This is a genomic window from Chryseobacterium sp. SIMBA_029 (assembly GCF_046535275.1).
Taxonomy (GTDB): domain Bacteria; phylum Bacteroidota; class Bacteroidia; order Flavobacteriales; family Weeksellaceae; genus Chryseobacterium.
Genome location: NZ_JAWRXA010000005.1, coordinates 12,697 through 31,060, shown reverse-complemented (window position 1 = coordinate 31,060; position 18,364 = coordinate 12,697). Strand labels below are relative to the sequence as shown.

Here is an 18,364-nt window from a genome sequence, read left to right as displayed (position 1 = left end):
TTGCTTGATTTTCATTCCAATTACTAAAGATAGCTAGCAAATTCAATGGACTTTGGATGCCGTCGAATTAAGGTTCGAAAGGAATTGATATTGTTCTTGGTGCTAATATTATGTACTAGTTATTAATTGTGATTCAGGGAGTTAATTTTATAAATTTCGAGATCTAATTAGTTCTTTTTGTCATATTTTATATTTACAAACAACAATAATGAGCAAATACACGCAGATCACCCAAGAACTTAGGGCAATGGAGCAAGGAAAGTTCCAAATTGTTTGTATAGAATACCTAAAATATAATGTTGGAGGTCTAATCCATAGTCCGGGTACAGTAGATGGAAAAGAAAAGACAAAAAAAGGACATCCAGATATCTATTTAAAGCAAGATGACGGGAAGTATATTCTTGGAGAATGTACTACGAAGGATAATTTAAATTCTGCGGACTTTAATAAAAAACTGGTGGCGGACCTCAAGGCTTGTCTTAATTTTGACAAGCTTCAGGTTCCTCAAGAAAAGGTAGACTCAATATATTTATGTTGTAATTCATCTGTTGACACCGGTGCATCAGAAGCCCTTGAATCGATTTGTACAGATGTTGGCATCGGTTTAAAAATTATTGGTTTACACGAGTTGGCATATTATTATTCTACAGCAGGCAAAGTCTTTGCAAAAGATTTTTTGGGGATTGCTTTTGACACTGGCCAAGTCTTAAATAAGCCAGAATTTTTAAAACAATACCATAAAAAGAATCTCTCCACTCCGTTGGATAATCCGCTAGTAGGTAGAGAGCATGAAAAGTCTGTATTAATTGAACAACTAATTTATCATGACTTGGTCCTTTTAAGTGGTCCAGCAGGAGTTGGCAAATCGAGGCTTGCTATAGAGTCGATGGATAGCTTTATAAAGTCCAACGAAGAATTTACTTCTTTTTATATTTTTCCAAAATCCGGCGAAATTACGGAGGACTTGGCAACCTTCCTTCAAGCAGGGCAGTCTTATATCCTTCTAATTGACGATGCCAACAGGCAGTTGAACAATCTTATAAAGGTACTTGAGAAGTTTGTAGAATCTGACGTGAGATTGAAAGTGATAATGACGGTGAGGGACTATGCAAAAGATGACGTAATCAAGCAGTGCGGAAGTATGAAGCCTCATGGCTTTATTCTTGCCAAACTCAGTGATGAAATTATCAAAGAAATTATTTCACATGAGCCTTTTCAGGTCAATGATTGGGAAATTATAAATCGTATTGCTCAGATTAGCGACGGGAATCCTAGACTGGCTATTATGGCCGCAGAAACCATGAAATCGGATCCAGATGCAAATGTGTTGGGAGACGTTACTCGGGTTTATGATGCATATTTTGACAATATATTAATTGAAAAAGAGATTCTTAGCAAAAAGCATACTCGTCAAGTATTAGGCATAATCTCCTTTCTTTATACCATTGACACATCGCTACCTGAGGAACAGGATATTATAACTTCTTTTGGTCTTAATGTTGATGAATTTATTGAATGTGCGTTTGAGCTAGAGGAACTTGAAATTACAGAAATATTTGACCGTTCTGTGGTTAGGATCAGCGAGCAGATTATCGCAACTTATTTTTTCTACGACTGTTTTTTTCGAAATCCAATTTTGGATTTTAATACGCTGTTAGTTCATTGTTATGAAAGAAATACCTATAGGCTAAAGGATTCAGTCATTCCGTCCATTAATGCATTCGGAGAAGACAATGTCATAGCTAAAAAGTATACCGATTGGCAATCCTTTTGGAATGTGATTAAGGACAACAATGGGACAGCCTTGTTATTTATGAGAATTTTCAGCAAATATTTTCCTGATCTGTTCTTTACCTGGATTTCAACAAATAAGAACAGTACTCAATTCTCAGATGAGCAAGTATTTTCATATGAAAGTTTAGTCAAACCCCATCACAAGCAGCCTAATGATGAGATCCTAGATCTTTTACAAACCTTCTATCTTGTAGAATTAGATCAATTCAAAACTGCAATATACCTCAGTTTTGAATATGCCGGAAAGAAGCCTGAAACTCTTGCTATTTTAATAGACAAACTGAAAGCAAGGCTATATGTAAATAAAACTGAAATATTGAACGGGCTTCCCAAAATTTCATTTGTCTTCGATTTCCTAATAGGGGAGGCAAAAACAGATATAAAATATAAATATGCATTGTACCTAATTATGGATCATGTCATTTTTCAAATTTCATGGCGTAATGAATTATATGAAAAAATTGATGACAGATACATATTGAAAGATATTTTAAAGAGATTTAGAAGCCAGCTTCTCAACCATTATCTCGATGATTATGAATCACACAAACCTTTTGTTAGATTGTTGCTCATCAATTATATAAGAGCAGAAAAGTATTTAAAATATCCCGAAATTGAACAAGATTTTGATGGTATATTAGCAATTATTGATAAGTGCATGCATCATGAGAATTTTGTAGAGTCTTATTTTGTAAACAGATACGTCGATTTAGTGGAGAAAAATATTTCTACTTCACCAATGGTATTATCATCTTTACGCGAAAAATTCACAAGTGCAACGTATGAGCTTTATTCGATGCTCTCAATGAAGTATGGGTTGATCGACGAAACGATTAGCTGGGAAGAATTCCGGATGCATAAGACTAAATTAATTTCAGAGAAAATATCTGTTAAATCTTTGGAAGATTTTAGAAACATATATTATAGACTTATTGAAATATTTGATTTTAAGCCCTTTTTCAGTAGTGCTGGAGACGGAGTAGCTATTTTGATTCGGAACATTTTGTCAACGAACTTGGAACTAGGCATGGAATGTTTGGAATTCTACTTACAAAATGGCAATATCGCCTTTCTCAGTGGGTCAAGTATTATTTGGCCTATTTTAATGCAAGGGAAAGAATCAACCGATCGATTCTACTTACTTATCAACAAATATGAGTTCACAAATAAAAACGAATGGATAAATTGCCTTTTCCTTTACTTACCCGAAGATCAAATTGATGATAAAAAAATTGATCAATTGACTGCGTTTTATACCTTATATTCAGGAGCTATAGATATCTATGGGGACCACTATAACCAGTATGAGGATTATCGTTCCGGGACAAAAGGACGTATAATGCAGGCATTATATGATAATAGGACAAAAAACAATTCCTTCATTTATAAACTTAAACACAATTTCTTTCAGGAAAGCTCAGAACTGCTCGATTCCAACTTGGGGCTTTGTCAGGAAATTTACTTTCAGCAGGAAGAAATGCCGGGAAATTTTGATTATGATGGTCGTGAGCTGATGCTTCTAGTGGAAAGAGATAACCTGTTTTTTGACCGCTACATTGATTGGCTTGTTAACTCAGAAAGAATTTTATATAAAACGGATAATAAGATACTTAGTGGAATATGGGGATTTTCTAATGCAAGCGAAATGGTATACCGATCAATGCTGAAAATAGCAGAGATTACACGGTTTTCAAGTACTGAGCATTTAGCTTGTATTTTTTTTAATTCAATTCAGGAGGAGCATCACGAAAAAGCGTTCGAAGTACTTGAGAAAATAGTAATGGGCTTTCCGGAAGACATTAACGTGCTCAATATGGTTATTGATACTGCGAGAAACAGCCTTAAACAGTTTTATATGCGGTTAATTCAACAGATTATTTCGCAGAACGATGATCTTGCCCTCTTTATGAAACTGCAATTTCACAACAATCATTTTAGCTCAACTGGACATGAGATCTGGTCGGATTTTAAATCCAGAGAACTAAGAGAAATAAAGGATGCCATTCTTTCTATGCCCAATCATTACAAATATTTTAAACATAAAAACTACCTTGACGAGCGGATCGCATCCGAAAATCGCCAGACAAATCAAGAAAGGAAACATATTTTTAGAGGCTTTTGGTAATAGGTTGACTCACTGTTTTTATTATATTTTGTTGGCTCTGTGGGGTGCATTGTTTTTATATTCCCTGGTCTAGAATTTTTGTAGGTGTTGATCTCTACTAATATCCTAACACTCCTCTTCAAAACAGTATAAAAGTTTGATTATAAACATATTCAAATTATTGCCATGATTATGCTAATGAATATATGCCTGCGAATTAAAGATGAATATTAAGCTATATTTTATACATTAAAATCGCCGTGGCTGTAGTATTTCCACTGTGCTGCGATATCCTGGATGATAGGAAGGTATGTATTTAACGTAGTTAAAATTCTTCAGTTCCTTAAAATACTTGTGATATGTGGGTGTCGTATTAATATGTAACAATGTCATTTAATTACTGCGGTTACTGTCGTACAAACAACAGTTGACTGCCCGTTGGGTCATAAAGTCTAATCTATAAATGTTGATTTCTTCCTTAGTTCTGTTGCAGTTAAAATCAATATGGCTAATAGGATATATAGTTCCTTACTTCTATTTTTAATGTATTAATTTAATACATTATTTGTATGAAAACAGCCTATTTATACGTCCGTGTAAGTACGGACGAACAAAGAAGAAAGGGGTACTCCTTACCAGAGCAGGAGGATCGACTATTAAAATATTGTAAATATAACAATATCGAAGTTATAGGAATTTATCGTGAAGATTATTCCGCTAAAAATTTTAATCGCCCTGAATGGAAAAAGTTATTTTCAATAATCAAAAAAAAATCATCAGGAGAAGATAGGAACATATTATTCATCAAGTGGGATCGATTTAGTCGTAATGTTGAGTATGCTTATGAAATGATAGGAATGCTTCGGAAATATAAAACAACAGCAATGGCTATTGATCAGCCTTTAGATCTTTCTGTTCCGGAAAGCACGGTTATGCTTGCAGTATATTTAGCTGTTCCAGAAGCGGAAAATACTCGAAGAGCACAAAATACGGCCAACGGTATTCGTCGTGCAAAATTAATGGGTAGGTATCCCAGTAAAGCTCCTTTGGGATTTATCAATCTGACATTAATAGATGGTAAAAAGGTTATTGCTCCTAAGGAGCCGGAAGCAGACCTGATAAAATGGATTTTTCATCAGGTTGCTAAAAATGACCATAAAATATCTGAGATTCAGAGGGCGGCTAATGATAAAGGACTGATATGTTCACGATCGCACTTTTTCAGAATTTTACGGAACCCAGTTTATTGTGGTCTTGTACCAATAAAATTTAACTCTAAAGAAGAACAAGTCGTAAAGGGATTACATGAACCATTGATATCTGAATCGTTGTTTTATCAGGTTCAGTCGATTATTAATACCCCAAAAAAAACTACAGCTAAAAAGATAATTTAAAAGCTATGTTTTTTTTAAGGGGTTTTTTAATTTGCCCTATTTGCGATCGGAAACTTACTGGGAGTTTTTCACAAGGTTCAAAACAAAGGTATCCTTATTATCATTGTCATAAAGGCTGTAGAATAAGGATAAATGCGGTTTTTCTTAATAATTGTTATCAAAATAAACTTCAGGAATGGGTGCTTTCAAGTAATGCTATTGAATTATTCAGTAATATTTTGGAAGATCAAAATATTAAAACACTAAAAGCAGGTTATTTACATTCGCAAAATTTAGTTGAGAGAAAACTAAAAGAGGAAGGAGGGACTCTTTCTCAAGCTAGAAAGTTATTTATAGTGGGAATACTGAAGCTCGATGATTATAATGAATTGAAAAAAGAGAATGAGGTTAACACTAAATGCCTTAAAAGGGAACTTCATGATATTACTGCTAAATTAAAAGATATTGATAGAAAAGAAGACCCTGTAGAAAATAGATTATTTGCTAAAATTTTTCAAGGATTTCAAGAGTTTGATACAGCGGATAAAAGATATCTTATAGATCTTATCCCGCCTATTAATATTGATTATAAGACAGGAAATCTTTCTTTGAATTTAAATAGTGCATTTTCAAAAATATTATCAAAAAATAGTCGAAATGAATTTCATTGATAAAAATGTTACAGTTGAACAGGCTATTATCATACTAGCAAAGAATGGTATTCATGTGGATGATAATGAAGCAATAATTATATTGGAATTGCTATATTTAGTATCAAAAAATTATAATAAGTTAAAAGAGAGAAAAAACTTATAACCTTAAAGAGATGTCGAACGTATGCTAAAGGGGAGTTAAATGCCTGTTTAAGCACTTTTATACTGTTTATTGAAAACAGCCTAAAGATTCTAATTAAAAAAAATCGAACTATACCTGACCAGATTGTAAAAGATTGGGTCACAGATTCTTATTGGCATAAAAAAAGGAGACACTATTCGATAGTTGTCTCCTTAAGTGACCTCGACAGGATTCAAACCTGTAACCTTCTGAGCCGTAATCAGATGCGCTATTCAGTTGCGCCACGAGGCCGTTGTTTCCTTGTTGATTAAGGGTTTGCAAATATAGCACTTTTTTCCTTTCTTTGAAAGATGAAACAGAGAATTTTACTTTTATTTACAGTTGTAGTGCTAATCTCCTGTAAGAGAGAACAAAAAATTTCATCCGCAGATGCATCTGTAATATCAAATAGAACGCAGTATAAAGAGAATAACGGAGTACTGGAGTTAAAATCGGGGAATTTCACCTATCAATTTAAATCAAATCAGACTCCATTTAAGAAAATTATCCTGTTAAATGCAAGTATGGCGGGTTATATTTCAGAGCTTGGTGCGGAAAATCTGATTATCGGAGTATCAAGTCCGGAATATATTTATTCAGAAAAAATTCAATCGCTCCTTAAAGAAGGAAAAATCCAGAATGTAGGAAGTGATCAGAAATATGATATTGAGAAAATTATTTCTCTGAAACCTGATGCGATCTTCACGAACTATATTGCCAGTTTTGACAATGCGTATCAGTTATTGAAAAACAATGGAATTCAGGTGATTTTCCTGGATGAATATATGGAACAAAAACCGTTGGAAAAAACAGCCTATGTAAAGCTTTTTGGAGAATTATTAGGAAAAGAGAAAGAAGCAGCTGCTAAATACCAGGAAATTGAAAAGAATTACAACAGTCTGAAACAACTGGCATTAAAAGCAAAGCAAAGACCTGCAGTCTTGGCGAATGAAATGTATGGGGATGTATGGTATCTTCCGGGAGGTAAAACTTCTGTAGCTAATTATATTTCCGATGCCAACGCAGCCTATATTTTAAAAGATAATACCGAAGAGAAAGCTTTAACCATGAGTTTTGAAGAAGTCTATGCCAAATCCAGCGGTGTGCAATATTGGGTAAACGCAGGAAACCATACTTCCAAAAAAGAAATGCTGGGGATGAATCCGTTCTACGGAAAGCTGGATGTTTTCAATAAAGGCCATATGTATGTGATCACAGGAAAAGAAAAACAGAAAGCCAATGACTTTTTTGAGAGTGGCGTAGTACGGGCAGACCTGATTCTGAAAGATTATATTAAAATTTTTCACCCCGAACTTTTGCCGGATTATCAACTAACCTATATGAAGGAATTGCAATAACTCAGAGTATTTGCTTATTTTTGTACTTCTTTTTTAGAAAAAGTTATGTGGAAAAAAATTAAACAGTTCATCTTTATCGTTCTTGTTCTGAATGTAGTGTTTATCATATGGGGCAGGTTTTTCAATCCGCCGGTTACGATTACGCAGATCGGAGCATTGTTTGAATTCGGGAAACTGAAGCGGGATTATATTTCCTATGATGACATGGGAAATAATGTGAAAAAAGCAGTCATTGCTTCCGAAGACCAAAAGTTTTTTATCCATAACGGATTCGATTATACGGCAATAGAAAAAGCCATGAAGCATAATGAGGAAGGAAAGAAAATTCGGGGCGGAAGCACCATTTCTCAGCAGACAGCGAAAAATGTCTTCCTTTGGCAGGGCAGAAGCTGGCTCAGAAAAGGACTGGAAGCCATGTATACCTTTATCATAGAAAAAGTATGGACTAAAGATATTATCCTTGAAAGATACTTGAATTCCATTGAAATGGGGAAAGGAGTATTTGGAGTGGAAGCGGCTTCCCAATATTATTTTGGAAAATCTTCCAAAGACTTAAGTGCTTCAGATGCAGCATGGATTGCGGCCGTTCTGCCTAATCCTAAAAAGTATGACCCTAAAAATCCATCGCCCTATTTAAGAAAGAAACATAACTGGATTATGAGACAAATGAGGAATGTAAGTTTGAAATAGTATCTTTGTACTAATGAAATTCTTTACTTCAAGTACAAATTTTGAATCCGTTCTTAAAAAATATTTCTCTTTTAAGAATGAAACACGCTCTTTGGAACCCTTTGCAGAGTTTATAGAAAGCATTAAAAGGAGCGATTTTACGGATGTTCTGAATTTTTTCAGAAGTAATCCAGGGTATACGGAAAACTTTAAACTGTATCTGCAGAATATTTTTGACGGAAGACCCTTTAATTTATCATTAACGGAAGCCAATATTCTCTCGGAAAATGCCTTTTTTCCTGAGCTTAAAAAAAGAATACTGAATAAAATCCTGCCGCCTGTAGAAAATGAAAATACAGTGTGGTACATGATCGATAACGTAAGCTTAAGGCCTAACAAAGATCTGAAATACCTGCACAATCTTCCCGAGAATGAAGTGAATGAATTTCTGACGCTTTTAGGAATTGCAGATTTTATCACCAGTCCTGCCGTAAAGAAAGAACTTATTTTCTCCATGAATATCCTTTCCTGGCGGGCAACCGGGATGGCTATGGAAGTTGAGGTAGTCAGAATGGCTCCCGAATACCGTAATTTTGACAATCCGTTTCTGGCACTCCAGAATGAACTGGAAGCGCTGGCTGAGGAGTTAGAGAAAAATCCTTATTTACAGCTTCATTCGAAAGACAGCCGCTATAAACAGATCAAGATTTATGCAGAGCACTGTCAGGAATTTGTAAACATAGCGTTTAAAAATTCCGCCAAATATGGAATTTCCGGGAAAATTAACCAGTCACTGCTGAAGATCCGCCAACAGACCGAGAGGATTTATGAAATCGTTCAGCTGCTGGTAATTGATAGTGAAGAAGATATTATTATCAAATCTAAACAGTTGATTTTTAATATCGTAAGGTATAAATCACATAAAAATAATATTGCAGACCTGATCAACGACAGTACCCGTCTGATCTCCCACCTGATTACCAATCATACCGCAGAAACCGGTACCCATTACATTACCTCAACCCGGAAAGAATACATGACGATGTTCTACAAAGCCAGTGGCGGCGGAATCATCGTAGGAGCACTCTGTGTACTGAAAATGCTGTACGGCTATATTCCCGGAAGTGATTTCTCCCATGCGTTTTTATATTCGATGAATTATGCGATGGGATTTGTAATGATTTACCTGATGGGATTCACGCTGGCGACCAAACAACCAGCTATGACAGCGGCTACCATGACTAAAGTATTGGCCGAAGAAGGAAATAATAAAAGAAATAATACAGAATTTGCCCACCTTGTTTCAAAGCTGTTCCGAAGCCAGTTTATTGCCTTTGTAGGGAATGTCCTGCTTTCCTTTCCGATTGCTCTGGCGATCATTTATGGACTGGATGTATTTTTCTCCCAAAACTTAGCGGTAGAAAGATCTGATAAATTACTGATGGACTTAGATCCCTTTAAATCAAAAGCTATTCTCCACGCAAGTATTGCCGGTTTTTATCTTTTTATATCAGGGATTATCTCAGGGAATATCGGAAACAATTCTGTGTTTTATCAGATTCCGGAAAGGATTGCTAAAAACCTTCCGATCAGAAACTTTTTAGGAAAGAAATTTGCGAAAGGTTTGTCTAAATATTATGCTAAAAATTGGCCGGGTATTGTTTCCAACTTCTGGTTCGGAGTTTTCCTGGGGGCTACGGCGCCTGTAGGGCTGTTTTTTGGCCTTGATCTGGATATCAGGCACATTACCTTCGCTGCAGGGAATTTCGCGTTAGGATTGTATGGAAAAGACTTTTCCGTAGATTCTTATACGTTCTGGATTTCTTTCTTTACCGTGTTCTTAATAGGATTCTTCAACTTCCTGGTAAGTTTTTCACTGTCTATGTTTTTGGCCTTCAGATCCAGAAAGATGAACTTTGGGCAGGTAAGTGAGATTTATAAAGAAATTTTCAGATACTTCAGAAAGCATCCTTTTAAATTTTTCTTTCCGCTGAGTTCCGGTCTTGATAAAAAAGCGGATGACTTAATGAACAGTACGATTTCTACAAAATCTGAAGATCATTAAATTTTTCTATACCGAACTTGTCCTGAAATTTTTTCAGATAAAAACTTTTACGCATCTTAAAATCATTCTTCAGCAAAGGAGAATTGATTCTAATGATCACAATATGGTGTTCAATATTCACACTTTGAATCTCATTGAAAAGGCTTTCATCCAGATAGTCTTCAAGGAAATCTTTAATTTCAAAAGCAACCAGCTTATCTTCAAATCCATGGATTCTGGCAAAGGATTTCACAAGATCTGATGACTGATATTCACGTTTTTTTTTCTTCTTCATGGGGCTTTACACAAGGGAATAATCTAATAGTCTATTCTGTAATTTTAATATCCGGTTGTAATTCTAAATCTAAAATCTAAAATCTGACGTCTGAAATCTATAATCTGCTATCTAGCATCTTACACCTCAAAAATAATACTTTCCTCATTAATTTTTTTCACTACACTTTCAGTACGTTCTTTATGCGTGTCCGTAATAAAGATCTGTCCGAAATTCTCCTGATTAACGAGTTCAATGAGCTGAGAGACGCGGTTGTCATCCAGCTTATCAAAAATATCATCTAACAGAAGAATAGGGGTTTTGTGCGTTAGTTCTTTGATGAGGCTCATTTGGGCCAGTTTTAAAGAGATCAGGAACGATTTCTGTTGTCCTTGTGAACCTATTTTTTTAATGAGCGTGTTGTCCATTTCAAACAAAAGATCATCCTTATGGATTCCCTTTGAAGTATAGGTCAGCATACGGTCTCTTTCTACACTTTGAGCCAAAAGCTCCTGAAAAGCAGTTTCAGGGTAAGTTGGATCGTAACCTTCCGCTAAATCTGCCTGATAATAAACCGAAACCGATTCTTTTCCGCCGGAAATAATAGTATAGAAATTCTGAACAATAGGATTCAACTGCTCTACAAAATCTTTTCTTTTCTCAAAAATCTTTGTTCCGAAACGGGTAATAGGATCATTGTAAATATCCAGAGAATCCTTATCCCAAACCCTGTTTTTAGCAAAATATTTCAACAACGCATTTCGCTGCTGAATTGTTTTCTGATACTGAATAAGATCAAAAAGGTAACCAGAATCGGTCTGTGAGATCATTGAATCCAGAAATTTCCTTCTGCTTTCTCCGGAATCTGAAATTAAGTTGGAATCATAAGGCGAAATCATGACACTCGGTAAATATCCGATATGATCAGAAAGGCGATCATAGCTTTTATCATTCTTTTTTACAAGTTTTTTTCCCTCTTTAGGCTGAGAAATTTTAATGATATCCTCGCTGTCTTCATTTTGGATCTCAGCATCAATCGTGAAAAAATCTTCATCTTTTTTGATGTTGTTGAAATCGCGGTTTCCTAAAAAACTCTTTCCCACGGACAGATAATGCATCGCATCCAGGATATTGGTTTTTCCGGCACCGTTATTTCCTACAAAACAATTGATCTGCGGAGAAAATTCGAACTTTTTTTCTGAATGGTTCTTGAAATTATATAAAGAAAGCTTCTTGATAATCATTCGTCAAAAATACTCCATTATTAGTAGAAATAAAAAAGGAAGTGCAGAACAAGTTTCAATACCGAATGAAAAGTAGGCGTCATCTCTTTTATTTTCAGAGAAATAAATAAGAATATAAGTGATAATTCCTGATAAAAAAAATGCCAGAGAATACGACGGCTTTAAATAAAGTGCAGATAGAATATTGCTTACAAAAACCAGCAGATAGGCAATGTATTTTGTGTTTTGAATGCCAATTAACCTGGGAAAGGTCTGTACCGTATCACTTTTCATATCCCGGATGTCAAACGGAAGGACCAGCGCCGTGATAAAAAAGAAACTGATCAGGAAAATAGGAAGATTGAATTCCGGTAAGGTCAGCCAGCAGTTGACGAGTGCCCAGACCAATCCAACGTAAAAAACTTTTAATAAAGGTATTTTACGGATATAAACATCCAGGAAAAAACTGTTGTACAGCAGTCCTAATACCACGATGATAAACCACTTCAGCAGTCGTATCTCATTATGATTATGGATGATCAGCATTGCACAGATAACTCCGGCGATGGCATTTAAGACCAGAATTTTAAAAAAGTGCCGTGTATACTGGTATTTAGTGTACAGATAACCGCTAAAATAAGTAATGAAGATCAAAGCTACAGAAGGGAAACGGAATGTGTTTTGCTCTTCCATGAAGAATACTGCAAAAAGAGTTCCCGTTAAGGATACGTAAACTTGACTGTCTATAACGGATTTTTTGAGTATTTTTAAGAAATTCATTTATCAAAAATAACATATATGAAAAGATTTTCCAAGATTTTTATGCTTTTGCTGTTAATGCTCAACTTTTCAGCGGTCTTCGCCCAGAAATACTACGACGACCAATGGAAAAAAATAGCAGAAAACAGTAAGAAAGGTACTTTTAAATCTAATCTTCCAATTGTTTTAGACATACAAAAACAGGCTATGAAAGAAAATAATGCACTGCAGCTCATCCGTTCTCTGAAAGCAGAATTCAGTATCGTCAACCAAACCCAGGATGATGATCAGAATAATGCCGCTTCCCAGTTTTTCACTAAACTTCAAAGTGCAGACAGCCATTTGAAAGGAGAAGAAAAATTGGTATACAGCGTTTTGCTGCAAGGTTTTTTCATGGATTATTACAATCAGAATTCCTGGAAAGTCAATGGCAGAACCAATCTCAATTCACAGGATGTTTCACAGCTAGAGACCTGGAGTAAGCTTGATTTTAAAAATTATCTTACCAAAAGCTTTCAGGAGCTTGATCAGCAGAAGCAGGATATGAAAAATGTGGCGCTGAAAAAATACAGCGATGTTTTTACTAATACCAAAGATGTGGCATACTTCCCAACATTGCTCGACTGGTATTCCCTGAAAAAAGTAAGCTTTCTATCCGATAATAATCTTTTTACGAAAAATGAACTTACGGAAAACAGAACTAAAATCAATACAATATATGATGAGCTGATCACAATGAACAGCGGGAATTCCAAGTTGTTTTTCATGAACGAAAAGCTGAATGAAAACTGTAATTTCAATCAGTGCAAAGATAAGATCGAACAGCTTCAGAATCTTGTGAAATCTAATGTTGAAGGCGATTATAAGGTAATAATCATGGAAGAAATCATGAATGAACTTACCGGGAAAAAGAAAGATAAAGAAGCGTTGGCGGTTGCGGCTCAGGCAAAAATGCAATACCCAAAATCTCCTTTTATCGCCAATATTAAAAACACGGAAAATCAAATCTTAAATCCTTATCTGACTCTTAAATATGAACCGAAGACTCAGAGTAATCTGCCGATTCATTTGGTGGCAGAATATAAGAATGTTTCAGAATTTTCAATCAACATTTATGAAGTAAAGGAGGATTATGCTTCAGCGATGCAATACATCCAGAATTCTTATGGGGACACTTTCAGTAAAATAAAAAAGAATCTGGTAAGAAAAGAAACGTATCAGCTTTCTGATCCTAAAGATTATCAGCTTCATAAAACTTCTTTGGAAATTAAACCTCTTACGTCAGGAATTTATCTTGCAGAATACTCTGTAGCCGGTGCAGATGCCAAAGACGAAAATTCCCGACAGAATTTTTACTTTTTGGTGTCCGCAAATACCATTATTTATCAAACTAAAACAGACAGGAATCAGCTTTCCAATGAACTGAAACTGGTGAACAGCGAAAACGGAAAGTCTGCTGCTAATGAAAATATTACCTTCTATGAATTTGTTTCCGGAAAATCCTTAAATAAAGTAGACGGCAAAACCAATGAAAACGGAGTTTTCAAGCTTCCCGAAACTAAAAGCACCGACTATTACAGGAATTTCTTAATCCAGCAACCGAAATCCAATGATTTCCAGATCATGCAGATATATGGAAATGACCGAAACGCAGAAGAATACAATCCCAATAAGCAAAACCGTACCAAAGCACAGATCTTTACAGACCGGGCGATCTACCGACCGGGACAGACAGTTTATTTTAAAACAATCAACACGAAAATTGATAAAGAGGTAGAATCCGTAGCATCAGGAATCAGCCAGAAAATAACGCTAATAGATGCCAATGGCCAGGAAGTGTCTTCTCAGAATTTCACGACCAATGAATTTGGATCTTACCATGGAAGTTTTATCCTGCCAAAAGGTCAATTAAATGGAACTTTCTACCTGCAGACCAATGAAGGAGAAGGATATAAAGATATCAGAGTAGAAGAGTATAAGAGACCGAAATTCGAAGTTACTTTCGATCCTGTAAAAGACGAATACAAATATGGTCAAACCATTGAACTGAAAGGGAAAGCCATGATGTTCTCCGGAGTTGCATTAAGCAATACTACCGTACAGTATGAAATTAAAAAACACAATATCCGTTGGAGATATTTCTGGTGGTATCCACAAGGCAATGATAATGAAAACTCAATATTGGGAGAAGCCAAAACCAATGAAAAGGGAGAATTCGTTATCCGTTTAGACCTTAAAAAAGATGAAAAACTGGAGGGTATCCAGATTGATAATTATGATATTAATGCTTCCGTTACCGATATTAATGGCGAAACACAAACCGGAAATACACAGCTGAAAGTAGCTTCTGTTTCTCATTATATAAAAGCAGATGCCATCAATACTGTTTTTGCCGATGAAAATGTAAAGCTAAAAGTAGAAACCAAAAATTACAATGAGCAGGATCTGAAAAAAACATATCAGGCGAAACTGTCAAAACTGGAAACTCCTAACCGGATTTTCAGAGATAACTTCAAATCTGAAGTACAGAATCTGCCGAAATATTCAAAAGAAGAATTCATCAGTAAATTCCCGCACGATATATTTGATAAAAATGAAGAACTGAAAAACTGGAAAGTTGAAAAAGTGCTTTTCGACAGAGTGCAGCAGCCGTCAGAAAACCTTGATCTTGGAAAACTGAGCGCCGGAGATTATCAGTTGGAATTGTATAATATCGAAGGGAAAGACACCATAAAATCTTCACAAAACTTTAGTGTTTGGAACAAAAATTCTTTACCATCTTACCAGAAACCATTCCTTACGGTGATAGAACCTAAAAATGAGTTTTCTAGAGGAGAAAAGGCTAAAGTGTATGTGTATTCTGCCATTCCTGATGCATCGGTTAATGTATTCGTACAGGATGGATCCGGAAAAACAGTTTCAACAGTTCAGAAGTTTAAAAACGGAGTATTGGAATATACCGCAGATATTCCGAAAGATAAAAGTGTATCAACTCTGAATATCCAGTTTCAGGTAGTGGCATTCAATGATGTACAGACACAATCTGTTAATTTGAAAATTAAAGCAGCAGAACAGCCGCTGACCATTGAAACCGTTACTTTCAGAGATAAGCTGGAACCGAATATGAAAGAAAAATGGACCGTAAAAGTAGCTGGTAATGATAAAGAAAAAATCAATGCCGAAGTATTGGCCAATATGTACGATATGTCGTTGGATCAGTTTGCCTCAAACAGCTTCAGCTGGCAGAATTTGTACTATCCATATGCAATCGTAACTTCTTATGATATCAGACAGAATCTTCTTCAGAAATATTATCAGAAAAGATTGCAATATCTGGACGGGACTTCTGTTGAGGTACCTCAGTTTAATTGGTTTGATGGCAGTCTGGGAGGTGCGGAAATGCTGATAAGAGGAAGAGTTTCAGGCCTACAAAAACCAGCACCGGTTGCTGCCCAAGCTAAGATGGCTCGAAATAGTGAAGCCGTTTATGCCGAAGATAAATATGAAATTATTCAAAATGTTGTTCCAGAACCTTTGAAGGCTCCTAAAGTAGAAAGCCTGCCACCAACTGATACTGTTTTGAGCAATGTACCTATACGCCAAAATCTTAATGAAACAGCATTTTTCTATCCGGATTTAAAAACAGATGCAGAAGGAAATGTAAGCTTTGAATTCACTTCTCCAGAAGCCTTAACAAAATGGAAATTACTATTCCTGGCACATACCAAAGATGCTCGTGCTGCCACTTTGGAAAAACAGGTCGTTACCCAGAAAGAGTTTTCGGTAACACCGAACTATCCAAGATTTTTAAGAGAAGGGGATGAGCTGAACTTACAGTCAAAACTATCCAACTTAACCAGTAAAAAATTAAACGGTTCTGCCAACCTGCAGATCCTGGATGCGTTCACTAATGAAGACATTTCTTCTCAATTTGGACTTAATGCAGCTACGCAGAATTTTGACCTTAATGAAAACGGAAATTCTGCACTAACATGGAAGGTGAAAGTTCCAAACAATGTTTCATCGATTATTTTAAAAGTCGTTGCCAAAGCAGGAGCATATTCCGATGGAGAACAAAAAGCAGTCGCTATTCTGCCGAACCGTATGCTGGTAACCGATGCCGTTCCGGTATTTGTAAAAGAAGGCGAAACCAAAACATTTGTACTGGATAACCTTCAGAATACAAACTCTGCTACGGTTTCCAATGTTTCCAATACCCTTGAACTGACCACCAACCCGATCTGGGAAATCATGTTTGCCCTTCCAAGTCTGAAAAACGACCAGAACAGTTCTGCAGATGTGATCTTTAATAAGTGGTTTGCAGATGTTTTGGCTTCAGAAATATTTAAGGCCAATCCAAAAATGAAAACGGTTTTTGAAGAATACCAAAGCAAAGGATTACTGAATTCAAATCTTGAAAAAAATCAGGAACTGAAACAATTATTACTGGAAGAAACACCATGGGTGCTGGAAAGTAAAAATGAAGGCGAGCAGATGCAGAAACTGGCCTTGTTATTTGATGCCAATACTATGAAAAATTCTATCAACCAGGATTGGGATGATTTCAAAAAGCTGCAAAATCCTGACGGTGGTTTCTCATGGTATTCCGGATATCCAAGTTCTTATGGAGTTTCATTGTATATTCTTAAGAATTTAGGGAAAATCAATCTTTGGCTAAAAGATAATGCAAAAGACTATCAGAGTTCAGCCCAGAATGAAATGGTGGCCAAGTTGGTACAGTATGTCGATAATGAGATTAATAGATATTGGGATGTGAAGAAAAAGAATGTCTGGAACAACTGGACCCTGGATTATCTTAACACCCGAAATTACTGGGAAAAACAATATCCGTTACAAGGAAAAGGAGCAACGCTGAAAACCCTGGTAAAAGAGCAAGCTAAAACTATTAAGGCTACCGATTTTACGTTCTTTGGACTACACCGTGCAGCCTTACTGATGAACGATTACGGATTGAAAACTACTTCCGATAAACTGATGACCTACCTGAAAGAAACTTCCACAGATACCAAAACACAAGGAGTATACTGGAAGCAGAATCTGAATGACTGGGGATGGTTCAGTTCCAAAGTAGTTAACCATGCCGGAGCATTGGAGGCATTCAATACCCTGAAACCAAACGATCAGAAAATGATTGAAGATATGAAAATCTGGCTGGTGACCCAGAAAGAAGTAAACTCATGGGGAAGTTCAAGAGGAACTGCAGAAGTGATCTTTACGATCCTGAATTCAGGGAAATCATGGACGGGCTCGGAAAGCGATAAAGCAACCATTGTTTGGGGAGGAAAAGAATTGAATCCTCAAACCCAGGCAACGGGATATGTAAAATCAACGGTAAAAACTGAAACCATAGATAAAAACTTAGCAACAGTTACCGTTACGAAACCAGGTCCGGGGATTGTTCAGGGTGGATTATTCTGGCAGTATTATGAAGATCTGGATAAAATAAAATCTTCTGAAAACTACATCTCTGTGACCAAAGAACTGTATAAAAAAGTGAAAACCGTAAACGGGGAAGAACTTCAGAAAATTTCACCGGAAACTCCGTTAAAAGTAGGAGATAAGGTAACCGTAAGAATGATCCTTAATACTGACAGAGCTATGGAATTTATTCATATTAAAGATATGCGTGCAGCAGGTTTTGAACCGGTAGATGTATTGTCCGGATACCAGTGGAAAAACAATTTAGGCTACTATCAGTCAACTAAAGATGCTTCCACCAATTTCTATATTCAATCTATGCCAAAAGGCAAATATGTATTTGAATATGATTACGTAGCTAATGCATCCGGAAAATTCTCTAATGGGATTACAACGATACAAAACTACTATGCACCGCAGATGAATGCTCATACAAAAGGCACCAATATTCAGATTGTGGAATGATTTTTGGCTATAGGGTTGTAGTAAAAAT

Annotated in this window: 11 protein-coding genes and 1 tRNA gene; 8 read left to right on the top strand and 4 right to left on the bottom strand. The window is 35.9% G+C overall.

Features of this window, described 5'->3' with window-relative positions; all coding sequences use genetic code 11:
* The first annotated feature begins 208 nt into the window (after window positions 1-208).
* From SB679_RS10075 to SB679_RS10060, 4 genes are all read left to right on the top strand, one after another.
* The gene (locus tag SB679_RS10075) at window positions 209-3,919 is read left to right on the top strand and encodes a hypothetical protein (RefSeq protein ID WP_410702126.1); all 3,711 of its coding nucleotides are present in this window, start codon (window positions 209-211) and stop codon (window positions 3,917-3,919) included.
* Between the two features lie 548 nt (window positions 3,920-4,467).
* Window positions 4,468-5,292, top strand: coding sequence for a recombinase family protein (locus SB679_RS10070; RefSeq protein WP_410702125.1), 825 nt, complete (start codon window positions 4,468-4,470; stop codon window positions 5,290-5,292).
* A gap of 5 nt (window positions 5,293-5,297) precedes the next feature.
* The gene (locus tag SB679_RS10065; protein WP_410702124.1) at window positions 5,298-5,942 is read left to right on the top strand and encodes a zinc ribbon domain-containing protein; all 645 of its coding nucleotides are present in this window, start codon (window positions 5,298-5,300) and stop codon (window positions 5,940-5,942) included.
* The gene (locus SB679_RS10060; protein ID WP_410702123.1) at window positions 5,929-6,087 is read left to right on the top strand and encodes a PTS sugar transporter subunit IIBC; all 159 of its coding nucleotides are present in this window, start codon (window positions 5,929-5,931) and stop codon (window positions 6,085-6,087) included. Before SB679_RS10065 ends, SB679_RS10060 begins: the two co-directional genes overlap by 14 nt.
* Before the next feature lie 196 nt (window positions 6,088-6,283).
* On the opposite strand, the gene SB679_RS10055 is transcribed toward SB679_RS10060, so the two are convergent.
* A tRNA-Arg gene (locus SB679_RS10055) sits at window positions 6,284-6,357 on the bottom strand.
* Window positions 6,358-6,416: 59 nt separating this feature from the next.
* Between SB679_RS10055 and SB679_RS10050 the strand changes: the two genes are divergently transcribed.
* Genes SB679_RS10050 through SB679_RS10040 form a run of 3 tightly spaced genes read left to right on the top strand, consistent with a single transcriptional unit; the run spans window position 6,417 to window position 10,197 of the window.
* A complete protein-coding gene (locus SB679_RS10050; RefSeq protein ID WP_410702122.1) occupies window positions 6,417-7,463 on the top strand; it encodes an ABC transporter substrate-binding protein in 1,047 nt (348 codons plus the stop codon).
* Window positions 7,464-7,508: 45 nt separating this feature from the next.
* Window positions 7,509-8,153 carry a monofunctional biosynthetic peptidoglycan transglycosylase gene (gene mtgA / locus SB679_RS10045; protein ID WP_034714897.1) on the top strand — a complete coding sequence of 215 codons (645 nt, stop codon included), beginning with the start codon at window positions 7,509-7,511 and terminating at the stop codon, window positions 8,151-8,153.
* A gap of 13 nt (window positions 8,154-8,166) precedes the next feature.
* Window positions 8,167-10,197, top strand: a complete 2,031-nt coding sequence (locus tag SB679_RS10040) for a recombinase (RefSeq protein WP_410702121.1) — start codon at window positions 8,167-8,169, stop codon at window positions 10,195-10,197.
* Here the strand turns inward: SB679_RS10040 and SB679_RS10035 are convergent.
* The 3 genes from SB679_RS10035 to SB679_RS10025 form a co-directional block, all read right to left on the bottom strand.
* Entirely contained in the window at window positions 10,175-10,471 is a 297-nt protein-coding gene (locus SB679_RS10035; RefSeq protein WP_410702120.1) for a hypothetical protein, read from the bottom strand. The two genes, SB679_RS10040 and SB679_RS10035, sit on opposite strands and share 23 nt — an antisense overlap.
* Before the next feature lie 119 nt (window positions 10,472-10,590).
* A complete protein-coding gene (gene recF / locus SB679_RS10030; protein WP_410702119.1) occupies window positions 10,591-11,694 on the bottom strand; it encodes a DNA replication/repair protein RecF in 1,104 nt (367 codons plus the stop codon).
* Between the two features lie 3 nt (window positions 11,695-11,697).
* Window positions 11,698-12,453, bottom strand: coding sequence for a hypothetical protein (locus SB679_RS10025; protein WP_410702118.1), 756 nt, complete (start codon window positions 12,451-12,453; stop codon window positions 11,698-11,700).
* An 18-nt stretch (window positions 12,454-12,471) separates the two neighbouring features.
* On the opposite strand from SB679_RS10025, the gene SB679_RS10020 reads away from it, so the two are divergent.
* Window positions 12,472-18,336, top strand: coding sequence for an alpha-2-macroglobulin family protein (locus SB679_RS10020; protein ID WP_410702117.1), 5,865 nt, complete (start codon window positions 12,472-12,474; stop codon window positions 18,334-18,336).
* Window positions 18,337-18,364: the final 28 nt, after the last annotated feature.

Bases quoted from the DNA above. Each gene is read 5' to 3' on its own strand.
- SB679_RS10075 (WP_410702126.1), top strand. From the start codon at position 209: ATGAGCAAATACACGCAGATCACCCAAGAACTTAGGGCAATGGAGCAA.
- SB679_RS10025 (WP_410702118.1), bottom strand. From the start codon at position 12,453: ATGAATTTCTTAAAAATACTCAAAAAATCCGTTATAGACAGTCAAGTT.
- recF (WP_410702119.1), bottom strand. From the start codon at position 11,694: ATGATTATCAAGAAGCTTTCTTTATATAATTTCAAGAACCATTCAGAA.
- mtgA (WP_034714897.1), top strand. From the start codon at position 7,509: ATGTGGAAAAAAATTAAACAGTTCATCTTTATCGTTCTTGTTCTGAAT.
- SB679_RS10040 (WP_410702121.1), top strand. From the start codon at position 8,167: ATGAAATTCTTTACTTCAAGTACAAATTTTGAATCCGTTCTTAAAAAA.
- SB679_RS10035 (WP_410702120.1), bottom strand. From the start codon at position 10,471: ATGAAGAAGAAAAAAAAACGTGAATATCAGTCATCAGATCTTGTGAAA.
- SB679_RS10070 (WP_410702125.1), top strand. From the start codon at position 4,468: ATGAAAACAGCCTATTTATACGTCCGTGTAAGTACGGACGAACAAAGA.
- SB679_RS10060 (WP_410702123.1), top strand. From the start codon at position 5,929: ATGAATTTCATTGATAAAAATGTTACAGTTGAACAGGCTATTATCATA.
- SB679_RS10065 (WP_410702124.1), top strand. From the start codon at position 5,298: ATGTTTTTTTTAAGGGGTTTTTTAATTTGCCCTATTTGCGATCGGAAA.
- SB679_RS10020 (WP_410702117.1), top strand. From the start codon at position 12,472: ATGAAAAGATTTTCCAAGATTTTTATGCTTTTGCTGTTAATGCTCAAC.
- SB679_RS10050 (WP_410702122.1), top strand. From the start codon at position 6,417: ATGAAACAGAGAATTTTACTTTTATTTACAGTTGTAGTGCTAATCTCC.